Annotated in this window: 15 protein-coding genes; 7 read left to right on the top strand and 8 right to left on the bottom strand. The window is 72.0% G+C overall.

Going from position 1 to position 15,395, the window contains the following annotated elements; genetic code table 11:
* Positions 1 to 42 precede the first annotated feature (42 nt).
* Both R6Y94_RS02995 and R6Y94_RS03000 read right to left on the bottom strand, forming a co-directional pair.
* On the bottom strand, positions 43 to 510 hold the full coding sequence (locus R6Y94_RS02995) for a cupin domain-containing protein (protein ID WP_318394195.1): 468 nt from the start codon (positions 508 to 510) through the stop codon (positions 43 to 45).
* Positions 511 to 702: 192 nt separating this feature from the next.
* Positions 703 to 1,089, bottom strand: a complete 387-nt coding sequence (locus tag R6Y94_RS03000) for a hypothetical protein (protein ID WP_318394196.1) — start codon at positions 1,087 to 1,089, stop codon at positions 703 to 705.
* A gap of 118 nt (positions 1,090 to 1,207) precedes the next feature.
* Here R6Y94_RS03000 and R6Y94_RS03005 point away from each other — a divergent pair, with 118 nt between their 5' ends.
* Positions 1,208 to 1,630, top strand: a complete 423-nt coding sequence (locus tag R6Y94_RS03005) for a helix-turn-helix domain-containing protein (RefSeq protein WP_318394592.1) — start codon at positions 1,208 to 1,210, stop codon at positions 1,628 to 1,630.
* A 313-nt stretch (positions 1,631 to 1,943) separates the two neighbouring features.
* Here R6Y94_RS03005 and R6Y94_RS03010 read toward each other — a convergent pair whose 3' ends face one another.
* Positions 1,944 to 2,234 (bottom strand): hypothetical protein, encoded by a 291-nt coding sequence (locus tag R6Y94_RS03010; protein ID WP_318394197.1) that lies wholly within the window; start codon positions 2,232 to 2,234, stop codon positions 1,944 to 1,946.
* Positions 2,235 to 2,237: 3 nt separating this feature from the next.
* Positions 2,238 to 2,510 carry a hypothetical protein gene (locus R6Y94_RS03015; protein ID WP_318394198.1) on the bottom strand — a complete coding sequence of 91 codons (273 nt, stop codon included), beginning with the start codon at positions 2,508 to 2,510 and terminating at the stop codon, positions 2,238 to 2,240.
* A 457-nt stretch (positions 2,511 to 2,967) separates the two neighbouring features.
* Here R6Y94_RS03015 and R6Y94_RS03020 point away from each other — a divergent pair, with 457 nt between their 5' ends.
* Both R6Y94_RS03020 and R6Y94_RS03025 read left to right on the top strand, forming a co-directional pair.
* The gene (locus tag R6Y94_RS03020) at positions 2,968 to 3,753 is read left to right on the top strand and encodes a helix-turn-helix transcriptional regulator (RefSeq protein WP_318394199.1); all 786 of its coding nucleotides are present in this window, start codon (positions 2,968 to 2,970) and stop codon (positions 3,751 to 3,753) included.
* Entirely contained in the window at positions 3,740 to 3,934 is a 195-nt protein-coding gene (locus R6Y94_RS03025) for a DUF397 domain-containing protein (protein WP_318394200.1), read from the top strand. The genes R6Y94_RS03020 and R6Y94_RS03025 overlap by 14 nt, the downstream gene beginning before the upstream one ends.
* Before the next feature lie 79 nt (positions 3,935 to 4,013).
* Here the strand turns inward: R6Y94_RS03025 and R6Y94_RS03030 are convergent, their stop codons facing one another.
* From R6Y94_RS03030 to R6Y94_RS03040, 3 genes are all read right to left on the bottom strand, one after another.
* Positions 4,014 to 6,137 carry a HelD family protein gene (locus R6Y94_RS03030; protein WP_318394201.1) on the bottom strand — a complete coding sequence of 708 codons (2,124 nt, stop codon included), beginning with the start codon at positions 6,135 to 6,137 and terminating at the stop codon, positions 4,014 to 4,016.
* 151 nt (positions 6,138 to 6,288) lie between these two features.
* Complete coding sequence (locus R6Y94_RS03035; RefSeq protein ID WP_318394202.1) at positions 6,289 to 7,323, bottom strand: alpha/beta hydrolase; 1,035 nt, start codon at positions 7,321 to 7,323, stop codon at positions 6,289 to 6,291.
* A 286-nt stretch (positions 7,324 to 7,609) separates the two neighbouring features.
* Complete coding sequence (locus R6Y94_RS03040; protein ID WP_318394203.1) at positions 7,610 to 7,939, bottom strand: hypothetical protein; 330 nt, start codon at positions 7,937 to 7,939, stop codon at positions 7,610 to 7,612.
* Between the two features lie 294 nt (positions 7,940 to 8,233).
* Between R6Y94_RS03040 and R6Y94_RS03045 the strand changes: the two genes are divergently transcribed.
* The 4 genes from R6Y94_RS03045 (at position 8,234) to R6Y94_RS03060 (ending at position 14,109) form a co-directional block, all read left to right on the top strand.
* A complete protein-coding gene (locus R6Y94_RS03045) occupies positions 8,234 to 8,725 on the top strand; it encodes a DUF3145 domain-containing protein (protein WP_318394204.1) in 492 nt (163 codons plus the stop codon).
* A 152-nt stretch (positions 8,726 to 8,877) separates the two neighbouring features.
* Positions 8,878 to 10,593, top strand: a complete 1,716-nt coding sequence (locus tag R6Y94_RS03050) for a glycoside hydrolase family 3 protein (protein WP_318394205.1) — start codon at positions 8,878 to 8,880, stop codon at positions 10,591 to 10,593.
* 94 nt (positions 10,594 to 10,687) lie between these two features.
* Entirely contained in the window at positions 10,688 to 11,833 is a 1,146-nt protein-coding gene (locus R6Y94_RS03055; RefSeq protein ID WP_318394206.1) for a glycosyltransferase family 2 protein, read from the top strand.
* Positions 11,830 to 14,109, top strand: a complete 2,280-nt coding sequence (locus R6Y94_RS03060; RefSeq protein ID WP_318394207.1) for a hypothetical protein — start codon at positions 11,830 to 11,832, stop codon at positions 14,107 to 14,109. Before R6Y94_RS03055 ends, R6Y94_RS03060 begins: the two co-directional genes overlap by 4 nt.
* A 16-nt stretch (positions 14,110 to 14,125) precedes the next feature.
* Here the strand turns inward: R6Y94_RS03060 and R6Y94_RS03065 are convergent, their stop codons facing one another.
* Entirely contained in the window at positions 14,126 to 15,394 is a 1,269-nt protein-coding gene (locus R6Y94_RS03065; RefSeq protein WP_318394208.1) for a D-arabinono-1,4-lactone oxidase, read from the bottom strand.
* Position 15,395 lies beyond the last annotated feature (1 nt).

A 15,395-nucleotide genomic window follows, 5' to 3' on the forward strand; every position in this document is an offset into this window, starting at 1 on the left:
GAACGCCCGGACCCGGCCCCGCTGGCATCGAGCATGAAGCCCTTACGAGACCATCAGTTCCGTTCGGTAGTCGGCGGCCAGACGAGCCGCACGCTGTCGGCGCTCGTCCTGCTCCTCCGCGCTGAGCGGCGGCGGCGGGGCGGTGGGCCCGTCGACCGGGTCACCCACCTTGCGGAAGTACTCGTCCTGGCCGGCGGGGCTGCACATGCACAGCAGGCGGGCGGGCTGGTCGGTGGCGTTACGGAAGAAATGCGGCGCGTTGGCCGGTATGTTGACCGTCTCGCCCGCCTGCGTGACGATCTTTTCCTCACGGAACGTGAATTCCACCGCGCCGTCGAGCACGGTGAACATCTCCTCGAAGTCGTGGCGGTGGGGCGGCGGTCCACCACCCGGTGGTACTCGCATGTCAATCAGGCAATACCGTCCGGCGGTCTGGTCGCCACCCACAAGCACGGTGTAGGTGCCACCGGCGATGGCCAGGTGTGCCAGGCCGGAGTCGCCGGGCCGCACATGGACGAGTTCGCGTGCCGGATCGTCGGGCGGTAGCGCTGAGGGCGACATTCAATCCTCCCGGCCGGATCAGACGCCAAGTGGCCCAGTTTGTCGGCTTCGCGCAGGTACCCCCAGGAGAGGGTTCCAAACCCGTGGGACCGTCACTCCGCTTTGGCTGCGCGTAGCCGGCCTCGGCACTTGATCGACCCGCTATGGCGTGACAACAACTCCGCCGATTCCTGTGCGCCCGGCCGGGGCGCCTACGAACTCGACCATGAGGCCGGCGCGGACGCGTTCCCCGAAGACGTCGACGATGGCGTCCGTGACCCCGGAGACGAGGCGGGCGACGATCTCGTCGGCGTCGGGTCGGCTGAACACGGCTTCCTTGATGCCGAAGGTGACGCTGGGCGAGGGTGCTTGTGCTGGAGTGCCACCGATGCCCCAACGGTTGGGCGGCAGGCCGGTCAACCGCACGACCGTGATGGTTCGGGCCCACTCGCCATAGACCGCGACGACCGCGTCGGTCAGGTGCTGAATCAGTGCGGTCTCATGGCCGGCCAGGTCGCTCTCCAGCGCGTGCACGTCGAGGTGGGGCATACGATCCTCCGGGACAGGTTTGATCGCAAACTATCTTTGCAAACAAAGGTATTTTGGAGGTGGGGGGATGTCAAGGCCTGACACCACGGACGACACGGTCAGGGAGTTGCTCCTGGTGATGCCAAGGCTGGTCGGCAGGGTCAAACGTCTGCCTCCGCCGGAACAGCTAAGGTCACTTGACCTGGCACCGAGGCACTTGTCGATGCTGTCCCTGCTCCTGCTCGACGGTCCGCTGACCGTCTCCCAACTGGCCGGGATGCTGGGTGTGGCACCGACCACGGTGAGCCTGATCGTCGGCGATCTGAGCCGTAAAGGGGTTTTGGTGCGGCGCGAGGACGACGCCGACCGCCGCCGCCGCATCATCGACATCAGCCCTGACTGCCGACCCACCATCGCCCAGTGGCTGTCGCCGGGTGCCCATGCATGGCGACGCGCCCTCGCGCCGCTGAACCCGGCCGAGCAACGGTCATTCGTCGATACCTTGCTCAGGTACGAGGCGGCGGTCTCAACCCCGACGCAGACGGCACCAGGGGGCGGTTAGCCAAGGCCGTCGTGTGGGGAGTCGTTTGCCGGCACCGGCTCGAAACCGAGGCGGCCGAGGCGTACCAAGGCCGCGTAGTCGAACGGTTTGAACGGGCCCCGGGCGTACGTCGGGGGAGTTCATACGTGGGCTGTTGGTCCGGTGTCGCGGATGGACCCGTGAGGGGTAAACAGAGCGAACGATCCGGGTCGCACCCCGAGGCCACTCCAAAGGGGATAACGCGGCCCCGGGGTGCTTCCCTGCCGGTGCCGGCCCCGGGTGATGCGCGGGAAGCGGGGGCCGGTGCCGACGTTTCGGGGGTGCCGAACCGGGGCTAACGGCGCCGGGGCACCCAGTAGATGATCTGCCCGACGATCAGCGCCGGGTGCCGGTCGGGCAGCGCCTCCAGGGCGCGGGCGAGGTGCGCGGCGAGATACATCATCAGTCCCACCCGGTTGCCGTCGAAGCCGATCAGCAGTGCCAGGCGGGCCGGCGCACAGGGCCAGTCGTGTTCGCACTCGCGGCAGGCGTACGTCTCCGTAGGGACGTGCTGCCCGAGGGTATGGCGCTCACGCGCCCGTCGTCGAGCAGTGTGCCGTTCCCATCGCACCCACGGCCCGATCACGGTCTACACCCGCTCGGCGTGCCGGGCTCGGTGCTGCTGCGCCGGAGTCAGGCCGCCCGCCCGGCCGTTGGCCAGGTGCGCCCGGGTCGGCCCGTTCCACCCGTCGTACCGGCCCGCGTTGCGGGAGTCGGGGTAATCGATCCACGGGCGCTGTGGCCCTCTCGGCTGCGGGGGTGGTGGGGGCGGAGCTGGCGGCGCGTCCTCGTACCCGGCCCGTGCCTCCCGGGCGATCCTGGCGTCAACCGTGGCAGCCCGGACCGCCCGACGAACCTCCACGCCCGTCAAGGACGCACTCTCGGCGGGTGCGGTGTCGGCACCCGCCGATCGTGTGCTCCTGCTACCCCGCCGGGGGTAGTAGGAGCACACGCCGGGATCCGAGTCGGGGCAGATCCATCGGTGTCCACACCGGCAATACCGCCAGAAGCGCCACCAGACCCGACGATGGCGAAGTCCGCTTCCACGTACCTGTCTCATTCTTTTGCCCTCCCGTTCCGGCGAACAACAGAAAGGGGCGGTCCCCGTGTCTGCTACGAGCACCGCCCCCGTTGGCGGAAAGATGACCCACCATCGGGGCGGATCTGGCGGGCCGCGCCCCCGGCATGGTGAAGCGGGCCGCTGTAATGGCTTTTCCGTCTGCCCTCCACCCTGGACCGCGACGGTGCGATACCGGAAGATGAACACAATGGCCGCCTGGTGATGGCGGCATACCTGCCGACCACCCGGGGTGATAACCATGAATGACCAACCGCCATCGCTGCCGGCTCGGATTCGGGAGCTGCGCACGCAGCGGAAGCTGTCCCAAGACAGGCTGGCCGCCGCAATCGGCGTGGCAAAGTCGACTGTTCAGTCCTTCGAGTCGGGGAAGCTGATACCGCAGGAAGGCACGGCGCAGCGCCTTGACGAGGTATTCGGCACCGGCAGCGAGATTCAAGGGCTGGCGAAGACGGCACACGAAGACCGCACGCCATGGATGCGGCCCTGGGTAGAGCATGAACTACGTGCGATCCTGCTCCAGAGTTGGGAGCCGATGTTGATCCCTGGCCTCGTCCAGCGCGAACCATACATGCGCGAGGTCTTCAACTCGATTCCCCGCAACAGGAATCGCATTGACGAGATGGTGTCGACTCGACTCAATCGGCAGGCCGCTGTGCTGGAACGCGACCCTTCGGTAGCAGTGACATGTCTGATAGGCGAGTTTGCGTTACGGCAGGGATCTCGGGAGGCATTGAAAGACCAACTCAGCCACCTGATCGATGTTGGCCACCGGTCGTCCGCGAAGATCAGGATCGTCGTTGGTGGAATGGGCATCCATGCTGGACTGGGCGGTCCACTCGCGCTGGCCACGATGCCGGATGGCCGGCGCGTCGGCTACCTTGACGACCAGTTGCGCGGCCGGGTAGCTACCTCGCCCGCCGACGTGACCGAGCTGGCGTTACTGTGGGAAGAAGTGGACGGGTTGGCACTGTCCGTCGATCAGTCCAGAGACATGATGCTGAGGATGATCAATGAACTCAAGTGAGCTGCCGAGGTTCCGCAAGAGCACCCGATCGGGCAACGGCGGCAACACCTGCGTCGAGGTTGCCGACAACCTTCCCGGCCGAGTGCTGGTCAGGGACACCAAGGACCGGGACGGCGGAACGCTGAGCTTCGGCCCGGCCGCCTGGCAGGCGTTCGTCAACCTGGCGAAGACGCACGCCTGAGACCGGGCCCGCGCCTCCCGCGCGGCTACCCGGCTTAGCACCCGGTCAGCCAGAGACATCAGCCCACCCCGAAAAGCCGTCAGACCGGGTCGACGGTGCTGAGCCGCTGGGTGGCCCGGGAGAGCGCGACGTAGAGGGTGCGTACCCCGGCGGCCGAGTCCGCCCGGATCTCGGTCGGGCCGACCAGCACGACGCCGTCGTACTCCAGGCCCTTGGCCTGCATGGTGTCGACCACCTGCAGGCGCGGGTCGGCAGCCGGCTCCAGCCAGCCGGCGACCTCGGCCCGGCGGTCGACCGCGCTGATCACCCCGACCGTCCCCTCGACCTCGGCGAGCAGCTTCGCCACCGCCTCCCGGACCGCGTCCGGCAGTTCGGCGGCCGGCACCACCAGCTCGACCGGTGCTACCCCGGTGGCCCGGACCGCGACCGGCAGCGGCAGGTCGGGGGAGACCTCGCGGATCACCCGGGCCGCCGCCGCGAAGATCTCCGCCGAGTTGCGGTAGTTGGTGGTGAGGGTGAACTCGTGCCGGGGGCGCCGGCCCAGCGCCTTGTCCTGGGCCCGGGACAGCTCGGCCGGGTCGCCGGTCCAGGCGGTCTGGGCCGGGTCGCCGACCACGGTCCAGGAGGCGAGCCGGCCCCGGCGGCCCAGCATCCGCCACTGCATCGGGGAGACGTCCTGGGACTCGTCGACCACCACGTGGGCGTACTCGCGGTAGTCGGCCGGCCGTTCGGCGGCGGCGTCCCGGCCGGTTCGGGCCGAGCGCTGCCGGTCCGCGTACGTGGTCACCTCGCGGACCCCGCCGGCCAACTGGTACGGGTCGCGGTTGCGCCGCGCCGGTCGGGGCGGCCGGCCCAGCAGGTGGTCGAGTTCGTCCAGCAGTGCCACGTCGGCGACGGTCGGCCCCGCACCGCCCAGCGTCCGGTACGCCTCGGCGAGCAGCCGGGTCTCGGCCCGGGACAGGATCCCGGCGGTGTACCGGCGCAGCCGCTCCGGCTCGGCCAGCCAGGGCAGTACGTGCCGGGGGTGCAGCCGGGGCCACCAGGCGCGCAGGAAGTCCCGGAACTCGGGCCGCTCGGCGATGTCGTCCTCGAAGGTCCGCTGGTCGGGCAGCCGGCCGACCCGCAGCTCCTGAACCTGTGCCCAGAGTGCCGCGAAGATGCCGTCGAAGCCGGCTCGGCGTACCTCGTTGCGGCGGGCGCCCGGCGGCAGGGCCCGGGTCCGGATCCGCTCCAGCTCGGCGCCGTGCAGCCGGAGCAGTTCGCCCCGGTAGAGCAACCTCAGCTCGGCGGGGGCGTCCGGGACCTGGTCCCGGACCGCCCGCTCCAGCACCCGGCGCATCCGCAGCGAGCCCTTGACCGCGGCGACCGCCACCGGATCGGTGCGGGTGGCCTCGACGCCCTCGAAGAGCGAGCCGAGCGAGTGCAGGGTGGCGGCGTTCTCGCCGAGCGAGGGGAGCACCGAGGCGATGTAGTCGACGAAGACGGCCGACGGGCCCACCACCAGCACCCCGCCGCCGGCGAACCGGTTGCGGTCGGAGTAGAGCAGGTAGGCGGCCCGGTGCAGGGCCACCGCCGTCTTGCCGGTGCCCGGACCGCCGGAGACCACGGTCACCCCGCCGGCCGGGGAGCGGATCGCCTCGTCCTGTTCCCGCTGGATGGTGGCGACGATGTCGCGCATCTCCCGGCCGGTGGTCCGGGACAGGGTGGCGAGCATGGCGCCGTCGCCGACCACCCGCATCCCGTCCGGTGCCGCCGCCGGGTCGAGCAGGTCGTCGGAGATCCGGGTCACCCGCTCGCCGCTGGAGGTGATCACACGGCGGCGTACGACCCCCTGCGGGTCGGCTGCGGTGGCCTGGTAGAACGCGGCGGCGGCCGGCGCCCGCCAGTCGATCACCAGCGGTTCGGCGTGCTCGCCGCGTACGCCGAGCCGGCCGACGTGCAGCACCTGCCCGGTGTTCAGGTCCAGCCGGCCGAAGACCAGCCCTTCGTGCTCGGCGTCCAGGGTGTGCCGGCGCCGGGCGGCGTGGAAGACCATCGCGTCCCGTTCGACCAGCGCGCCGAAGTTGCCGACCCGGGCCAGTTGGTAGCCCTCCCGCTCGGCCAGCACGGCGGAGTGCCGCAACTGCGCCAGCCGGGCGTAGACCCGGTCCAGGTGGCGCTGTTCGGCTTCGATCTCCTGCCGCAGCGTGGTGTGGTCCGTCAACGCGTCTGCTCCCGGAGATCGATCTGCGGCGACGCGGCCGTCCGGCACCGGAGGTCCGGACGGCCGCGCGCCGAATTGCCAGGAAGCGAGGGTACGCCGTGCCGGCAGGCTCCGACTCGGCCACGCCCGTCCCGCAGCACCCCGATCGGGTTCAGGGGCATGGTGCGCCGCGCCGGGCGCCGACCCGTCTGGGCTGTTCGAGGATGGTCACGGCGCGTTTCGCCCGGGCGGCGGCGGTCGCCTTCCGGGTGATCTTCGTCGCCGGCCGGACGTCGTCTTCCGTCCGGGGGAGCGGTCCCACCCGGTCGACGACCGAGCGGAGCGCGGCGGCGACCTCGTCGGGGCGTTCCAGCATCAGCATGTGGCCGGCGCCGGGGCAGACGGTCAGCGCGGCCGAGGGCAGCGCCTCGCTGATCGACAGTGTGCAGGGCGGTGGGGTGAGCCGGTCGCGGTCGCCGACCAGGGCCGCCACCGGGAGGTCGCCGAGGCCGGCGAGCGTCTCCAGCCGTTGCTGCGCCCCGATGGAGGGCCGGAACCCGCCGATCGAGACGAGCGAGGCCCGGGCCACCGCCGAGGTGGTCAGCCGGATGTCGGCCGGGTCGCAGACGTCGCCGAAGAGCAGCCAGCGCAGGGTCGGGCGGAGCGCGTGCAGCAGGGGTGCCGGGGTACGCCAACCGCCGCACCGGGCCAGTAGCCCGGCGCAGGCGGTCTCGGTGACCCGGATCAGCCGGGCCAGCGGTGCCGGTACGCCGTACCCGGTGTGCGTGTGGCCCTCGGCGGTGGTGGCCACGAAGACGAGCCCGGCGACCCGGCGGGCGAAGTCGGCGGGGTGCCGGTGGGCGTACTCCATCACCGTCATGCCGCCCATCGAGTGCCCGACCAGCACCACCGGCCCGGTCGGCGCCACCTGGGCGAGTACCTCGGCCAGGTCGTCGCCGAGCCGGGCGAGGGTGGCCGAACGCAGCGTGGCCGGGCCGGACCGGCCGTGCCCGCGCGCGTCGTAGCAGACCACCCGGACGGTGGCGCCGTACGTTTCGCGCAGCGCGGTCAGCTGCCGGTGCCAGGTGCGCCCGTCCAGGGTCCAGCCGTGCAGCAGCACCACGGTCAGCGTGGCGGTGTCCGGGCCGGAGACGTCGACGTGCAGCCGTACGCCGTCGGAGAGGCGTACCGGGACCGAATCGGGCATGGTCACCTCCGCGTCGAGCCGGGGTAGCCGTACCCACGGTGACACATGGGCGCTCCGCCGGGGTGGCGCCGACGGGTCGGGCCGGCGCGGCGCCGACGTCCACGGACTGCCGGAACGCGTCGCCGCAACGGTGGATACCCGCGCGCCGTCCCGGCGAATCATCCGCCCGGGCGGGTCGGGCCGGGCGGGAGCGGTGCGGAAACGCCCGGCGCAGACCTGAACGCCCCGACACGGGACGATCCGGGTCGGGGCGTTACGGGTGGTGAAGCTGATCGTGCCGGTGGGTTCAGGCCTCGAAGACGCCGGCCGCGACCAGCCGCTTCTCGGTGGTGTCCCAGCCGTCGGCCGGGTACGTGGCGGCCAGGTTGTTCAGCTCGGCCCGGATCTTGACGGCGTGCCCGGCACCGGCCAGCGTCCGGATCTCCTCGACGAAAGCCTCGGAGTCGGTGCGCAGGTGCGAGGTCTTGCCGTTGGTCAGGTTCCGCACGTAGGCGTGCTTGCCGCCGTTGAGCGGGATGAGGTACTTGAACTCACCGAGCACGCTCAGGGCGCCACCCTGGCCTGCCTGGCCGGCACGGACGGATGCGCGCGCGGTCTTGGAGGTGTTGCTCGCCACGGAGGTACTCCTTGAAGACGTACGGGAGGACTGGGTAGTCCGAGGGGACGGCCTGGGCGGCAGACGCCGCCGGGCAAATTTTACACGACAACGGTGATGGCCGGACGGCTACCGCCGCTGACGTGCGGTCCAACTACCGTCACCGGTACGGCTATTCCCCCGGGGCAGTTTCGTGAATCCCTGGCGTACCATCCGTCACAAGCGTCATCATGTGTTCCAGCAATCACACGGGAGATCAGCCCGCCGAGGTCGAGGTCGTAGGGGAAGACGCACCTCGCTCTCCGGGAGGTCACCGTGCCAACGCGTGGCGTCGTATACGTCCACTCGACCCCACTCGCCGTGTGTCAGCACGTCGAGTGGGCGATCGCGCGCGTCCTTACCGCGCCGGTCACCCTGCACTGGACGGCCCAGCCGGTCGATCCGGGCGCCCGCCGGGCGGAGTGCGGGTGGTCCGGCCGGCCTGGGACCGGCGCGGAGCTGGCGGCTGCCCTGAAACAGTGGCCCATGATCCGTTTCGAGGTCACCGAGGAGCCGAGTCCCGGCATCGACGGTGAGCGGTTCATGTACGTGCCCGGCCGGGGGCTCTTCCGGGCCACCGCCGGAGCGGCCGGCGACATCCAGCTCGGCGAGGACCGGCTGCGATCGATCATGGAGTCGGCCCGGGCGCCGGAGGCGCTCGCGCACGCGCTCGACAAGGCGATGGGCACCGCGTGGGACGCCGAACTCGAACCGTACCGGTACGCCGGGGACGGTGCCCCGGTCACCCTGCTCACCCGGGTCGGCTGAGCGACGCCGGCCCGGAGCAACCCGTGGGGTTGGTCACGCCGGTGCGACCGGCGCCGTCCGGGTCGAGGCGCCGGTCGGACGCCGTCCGGACCCCGCGCTCCGGGTTCTTGGTCAAGTTGCCCGGGCGGTGGCGGGCTGGTGGGATAGCGGGCGTGTCGACTCCCCTCCGGCGCGCACTGGTCGTGCTTCCCCTCGTCACCGCCTTGATCGTCTCCGGCTGCGCCGGCTCGCGGGAACCGGCGGCGGCCCCCGGGGCCGCGTCGCCGTCGCCCTCGTCGACCGGCGCCGCCCCGACACCGGACCCGGCGACCCGAGCCGCCCGGCTGGTCGGCACCCTGGCCGACGAGGACCTGGTCGGCCAGGTGCTGATGCCGTACGCCTACGGCAACTCGGCGACCAAGGTGTCCGGCGGTTCGGCGGCCGGCAACCGGAAGCTGGCCGGGGTGGAGACCCCGGCCGAGATGATCGCCAAGTACCGGCTGGGCGGGCTGATCCTGGTCGGCTTCTCCGCCGACGACCCGACCAGCGACACCCAGCCGACCACCAACGTCGACAACCCGGCGCAGGTACGCGAGCTGACCGCCGGCCTACAGGCCGCGGCCGGAAAACTGCCGGCCGGTGCCGCCGGTGCACTGATCGGCATCGACCAGGAGTTCGGCGTGGTCACCCGGATCTCCGACGGGGTGACCAACCTGCCCAGCCCGATGGCCTTCGGCGCGGCCGGTGACCCGGCGATCACCGAGTCGGCCTGGCGGGCCGCCGGCACCGAACTCGCCGCGCTCGGGGTGAACGTCGACTTCGCGCCGAGCGCCGACGTCCTCGAGGCGAACAGCAAGGTGATCGGCTCCCGCTCGTACGGGTCGGATCCGAACGCCGCGGGGGCGCAGGTCGGCGCTGCCGTGCGGGGATTGCAGGGCGCGGGCGTCGCCGCCACCCTCAAGCACTTCCCGGGGCACGGGCAGACCGCCGCCGACTCGCACAAGGGCCTACCGGTGGTCACCGCCGACCGGAAGAAGCTGGAGTCCACCGCCCTGCCGCCGTTCTCGGCCGGGATCGCCGCCGGGGCCTGGCTGGTGATGGCCGGGCACCTCGACGTGCGGGCGGTCGACCCGGAGGTGCCGGCCACCTTCTCCCGCAAGCTGCTCACCGACATGCTCCGCGGGCAGCTCGGCTTCACCGGTGTGCTGGTGACGGACGCCATGGACATGGCGGCGGTGGCGAAGCAGCCGCCCGGCACGACCGCGGTCCGGGCGCTGAACGCCGGCAACGACCTGGTGCTGATGCCGCCGAACGTCACGGAGGCGTACAACGGGGTACTGGCCGCGCTGCGGGACGGCTCGCTGCCCCGGGCCCGGCTGGTGGAGGCGGTGACCCGGGTGCTCACGCTGAAGTTCCGGCTGGCCGAGCGGCCCAGGCCGGAGATGGGCACGCTGAACAGCGCCGGCCACCAGGAGGCAGCCCGCCGGGCGGCGGCATCGTCGATCACCATGCTGCGCGGTCGCTGCGGCGGGCCGCTGTTGACCGGACCGGTGACGGTGACCGCGGCGAGCGGCCGGGAGCGGAGCCGGGACCGGCTCAGCCAGGCGCTCGGCGCCGCCGGGGTCAGGGTGACACCGTCCGGCGGGGCGGTGGTGCACCTTGTCGGGTACGGCGACACCGCCGCAGACCTGCGCGGCGACGCGACCGTGACGGTGGCGATGGACACCCCGTACCTGCTCGGCCGGGCCGACTCCAAGGTGCTGCTGGCGACGTACTCGTCGAATTCGGCCTCGCTGACCGCGCTCGCCGAGGTGCTGGCCGGGCGGACCCGGCCGACCGGACGGTCCCCGGTACCGGTCGGCGGTTTGCCCCGGACAAGTTGCTCCTGACCTGGCCGCTCTGCCCGCCGCTGGTGAGATCGGTCACTGACCTGGCTGGTAGCGTTCGGCTGTCCGGTGATCGAGAGACGGGGGGTGTGCGGCAGTGACGAGCCGGGAGCCGACCCTCTCCGTGGTCGTGCCGATCTACAACGAGGAGAGCGTCCTGGCGTTGTTGGTCGAACGGCTGCGGCCGGTGCTCGACGGGCTCGGCGAGCCGTACGAGGTGGTCGCCGTCGACGACGGCAGCAGCGACGCCACCCCGGTGATCCTGGTCGGGATGCGGCGCGGCTGGCCGCAACTGCGGGTCATCCGACTGCGCCGCAACAGCGGCCACCAGGCGGCCCTGATCGCCGGCCTGTTCCGGGCCCGGGGCCGCTACGTCGCCAGCATCGACGCCGACCTCCAGGACCCGCCGGAGGTGCTGGTCGAGATGCTGCGGCTGGCCCGGGCCGAGGGCCTGGACATCGTCTACGGGGTACGCGGCGACCGCTCCACCGACACCAGGTTCAAGCGTTCCACCGCGGGCCTCTACTACCGGCTGGTGCGCCGGCTGGTCGGCAACGCCGTACCGGCCCAGGCGGGTGACTTCCGGCTGCTCAGCCGGGCCACCGTCGAGGCACTGCGCGAGCTGCCCGAACGCCGCCCGGTGCTCCGGCTGGTGGTGCCCTGGCTCGGCTTTCCCAGCGGCGAGGTGAGCTACATCCGCGAGGCGCGGGCGGCGGGCAGCACGAAATACTCGCTCTCCCGGATGGTCCGGCTCGCCACCGACAGCATCACCAGCTTCTCCGCGGCGCCGCTGCGGGTGGCGACCTGGCTCGGTGCCAGCGGCATGCTGCTCTGCGTGGTGATGGTGGTCTTCGCGGTCGTCATGTACTTCCGCGACTCGACCGTCACCGGCTGGGCCTCGCTCTACGTCGCGGTGCTCTTCCTCGGCGCCGTCCAGTTGCTCTGCCTCGGGCTGCTCGGCGAGTACATCGCCCGGATCTATGCGGCGGTACAGGGCCGGCCCGCCTACTTCGTCGGCTCCGACACCATCGACGAGCCGGCTGCGGCGACCGAGGCGCCGGCCGGTACGCCGCCGGTTCCCGCCCTCGACGACCACGGCCCGGCCGGTACGGCGCCGGCCGACGACCACTTCCCGGCCGCGCAGGCCGCGCGGGACGCCGCCGAACGGCATCCGGCGACCCCGGCGGCGCAGCACCCGGCGAGCCCGGCCAGCCGCAACGGTGGTCTCCGGGTGGTCCGGTGACCGCTACCGAAGCGGCGGTGGCGGCCCCCTCCGCCCCGGCCGCGTCGCCGCGCCGGCCCGCGTTGCTCCGCTGGGCGCCGCTGCTGGTCGGCGCCGGCCACTTCGCCGTGGTGCTGCTGGCCGCCGACACGGATCCGGTCGACCTCGCCCGGTACGCCGGCTACCTGCTGCTGGCCCTGATCCTGCCGGGCACCCTCGTCTACCGGGCGCTGCGCCGCCGGCCGCACACCCTGGTCGAGGACGTCGCGATGGGTGCCGCCGTCGGGCTGGTGCTGGAGTTGCCGGCCTGGGCGCTGTACGCCTGGCTCGGCCTCGCCGGCTGGCTCTGGACCTGGCCGGCGGCGATCGTCGCGCTCTTCCTGGCCGTGCCCCGGCTGCGCCGGCACTGGCTGGTCCGGGACTACCAGCCCACCCCGGTCGGCTGGTCGTGGTCGGTAGCCGGGGCGGTGGCGTTCTTCACCACCTATCTCTCCAGCACCTTCCTGGAACGCAACCCGATCCTGCCCACCTCCGAGGAGACCCACCAGTACCTGGACCTCGCCTACCAGCTCTCGCTGGCCGGCGAGGCGAAGCACCAGTACCCGATCCACCTCCCCCAGGTCGCCGCCGAACCGCTCGACTACCACTGGTTCGGCTACGTGCACATGGCCGCGACCAGCCTGATCGGCGGGATCGACCTGCCGGTGGTGGCGCTCCGGCTCACCATCCCGGCGCTGTGCGCGGCGGCGATCGTGCTCACCGCTGTGCTGGGCTGGCGGGTGAGCGGGCGGCCGGTGGTCGGCGCGATCGCCGCGGTGCTCTTCTTCGTGATCGGGGAGACCAACTTCACCGACCCGGTGACGATGCCGTTCGGCACCCAGGTGTCGTTCGTGATCTGGCACGGCATGTCGATGATCTACAGCTGGGTGCTGCTGATCGCGCTGATCGCGGTACTCGCCGACGTGGTGGACCGGCGCCCGGACCGGTCGGTGGCCGCGATCGGCCGGGGCGCGTTCGTGCTTGCCCCGCTGCTGATGCTCGCCTCCAGCGGGGCGAAGGCCAGCTCGCTGCCGGTGGTCGGGCTGGCGCTGGCGCTCACCGCGGTCGCCCTGCTGGTCGCCACCCGACGGATCCCGTGGATGGTGGTCGGTGCGGGGCTGGCCACCGCCGCCGCGCAACTCTTCGCCACCGCCGTGCTCTACCGGTTCAAGGCGTACGGGATGGAGGTCGATCCGCTGGCCAACAGCCTGGAGCCGTACTGGACACCGCTGCCGGAAGGCTGGCCCACGCCGCTGGCGTACTTCGCCGTGGGCGCCGCCTTTCTGGTGAACATGCAGCTCCGGGTGGTGGGCATCGGCCCGCTGCTCTGGCTGCGCCGGTGCCGGCTCGAACCGGTGCAGTGGTTCCTGCTCGGCGGCGCGCTGGCCGGTCCGGCGCTCTACCTGCTGCTGCGCCAGCCCGGCGGGGCGAACCAGTACTTCACCCGGGCCGGGTTCACCTTCGCGGTGGTCCTCTCCGCCTGGGGGTACGTGATGGTCGCCGAGCGGGCCAAGCTGACCCGGCGCTCCGGTACGGTGCTCGGGCTCTGCGCGCTCGCCGTGGCCGCCGCGCTGGTCGCGTTCCAGTTCCGGTACGCCGGGCCGGCCGCCGGGGAGACCCTGTTCGACTGGCTGCGGCCACTGCTCTGGTGGTCGGTGGGTCTCGCGGTGCTGGCGGTGATCGCCATCGGGATCTGGCTGCCGGCCAGCCTCGGCATCGCCGCGCTGCACAAGCGCGGCGCGATCGCGCTGCTCACCGCCGTGCTGGTGGTCGGAGCGCCCGGCCTGCTGCTGGACATGCGCAAGTCGGAACGCTCACCGAACGGCGGCGCGTACGCCAACATCGCGCTGCCGAAGAGCCGGGTCGACGCCGCCCGGTGGGCCCGGGAGCACAGTGAACCCGGCGATGTGCTGGCGACCAACGTGCACTGCCTGTCGGTGGTGAACGGCTGGTGCGACGCCCGCTCGTTCTGGCTCAGCGCCTACGCCGAGCGCCGGGTACTCGTCGAGGGCTGGGGATTCGCGCCCCGGGTGGCGGCGTCCGGCGCGTACACCCCGTTCTGGGATCAGGAGCTGTTGCGGCGCAACGACGCGGCGTTCACCGAGCCGACCGAGGCCGGACTGCGTGAACTGCGGGACCGGCACGCCGTGCGCTGGCTGGTGGTGGACCGGTCGGTGGGTACGGAGTCTCCGGAGCTGGGCTGGCTGGCCCGGCTGCGCTACGACAACGGCCGGATGGCCGTCTACCAGATTCGCTGAACTGCCGACGGCGGGCTCAGCCGGCGGGGAAGTAGCGGTCCAGCATCTCGTTGCGGAACTTGCCGCTCGGGTCGTACCGGCGGACCAGCTTGGCGAAGTCGGCGTACCGGTCGTAACGCTCGCGGAGCCGCTCCGGCGGGGTGACGAAGAGCTTGCCCCAGTGTGGCCGGGGCGCGTACGGCGCGAGCCGCTCCTCGACCGCCGCCAGCACCGGCAGCACCGCTTCGGTGTCCTTGACCCAGGTGAAGTGCAGCGCGGCGCTGTCCCGCCGGTAGCTCGGGCTCAGCCACAGCTCGTCGGCGGCGATGGTGCGGATCTCCGAGATCTGCAGCACGGCGGCGATCCGGTCGGCGATCCCGTCGAGCGCGGTCAGCGCCGCAGCCAGGTGTGCACGTGGCACGAAGTACTCCGACTGGAGTTCCTCGCCGCTGCTGGGCGTGAATTCGAGCCGGAAGTGCGGCAGCCGGGCGTGCCAGGGCCCCGGCACGCCGAGCTGCTCGGTGCAGTGCACCGTCGACATGCCCGGCACCGGGTGCCGGGGCTCGGCCGCCAGGGTGGCACCGTGCCAGTGTGGCTCGGCGGCACCTCCGCCGGCCGCGTCCACCCGGCGCTTCACCCACACCTGGTTGATCCGGGGACCGGTCCAGTCGGTGAAGAGGCTGACGCTGTAGCCGCCGCCCAGGATCTCGGTGGCGTGTGCGTCGAGCTGGTCGCGGGGCAGGTCGTCGTAGACGTACTGCGCGATCTCGAAGGTCGGGACGAGATCGAGGGTGAGCCGGGTGACCACGCCGAGCGCGCCGAGCCCGACCACGGCGCCGAGGAAGTCGTCGCCGTCGGCGCCGCGGCGCAGCGTCACCAGGCCGCCGTCGGCGGTGACCAGCTCCAGCGCGACGACCGCGGTGGCGAGGTTACCGTTGTCCGGCCCCGAACCGTGGGTGCCGGTGGCGCAGGCGCCGGCCACCGAGATGTGCGGCAGCGAGCCGAGGTTGTGCAGGGCGAAGCCGGCCCGGTGCAACTCGCCGACCAGGTCGCCGTAGCGGAGCGCCGCCGAGACGGTGACGGTGCGGGCCGCCCGGTCGATCTCCAGCAGCGGCGGCAGGCCGGCGACCGAGACGAGGTCACCGGTGGTGTCGGCGATCCGGTTGAAGGAGTGCCCGGTGCCGAGGGCGCGGATCCGGTCGCTGCCGGCGACCAGCGACCGCAGCTCGGCCAGCGAGCCCGGCCGGTGCAGCCGGCGTGCCCGGAAGTCGACGTTGCCGGCCCAGTTGTGCAGCGGGGTGGTCATC

Source organism: Plantactinospora sp. KLBMP9567 (assembly GCF_033446045.1).
In the GTDB taxonomy this organism is placed as follows: Bacteria; Actinomycetota; Actinomycetes; order Mycobacteriales; family Micromonosporaceae; genus Plantactinospora.

Bases quoted from the DNA above. Each gene is read 5' to 3' on its own strand.
- R6Y94_RS03000 (WP_318394196.1), bottom strand. From the start codon at position 1,089: ATGCCCCACCTCGACGTGCACGCGCTGGAGAGCGACCTGGCCGGCCAT.
- R6Y94_RS03005 (WP_318394592.1), top strand. From the start codon at position 1,208: ATGCCAAGGCTGGTCGGCAGGGTCAAACGTCTGCCTCCGCCGGAACAG.
- R6Y94_RS03020 (WP_318394199.1), top strand. From the start codon at position 2,968: ATGAATGACCAACCGCCATCGCTGCCGGCTCGGATTCGGGAGCTGCGC.
- R6Y94_RS03025 (WP_318394200.1), top strand. From the start codon at position 3,740: ATGAACTCAAGTGAGCTGCCGAGGTTCCGCAAGAGCACCCGATCGGGC.
- R6Y94_RS03035 (WP_318394202.1), bottom strand. From the start codon at position 7,323: ATGCCCGATTCGGTCCCGGTACGCCTCTCCGACGGCGTACGGCTGCAC.
- R6Y94_RS03065 (WP_318394208.1), bottom strand. From the start codon at position 15,394: ATGACCACCCCGCTGCACAACTGGGCCGGCAACGTCGACTTCCGGGCA.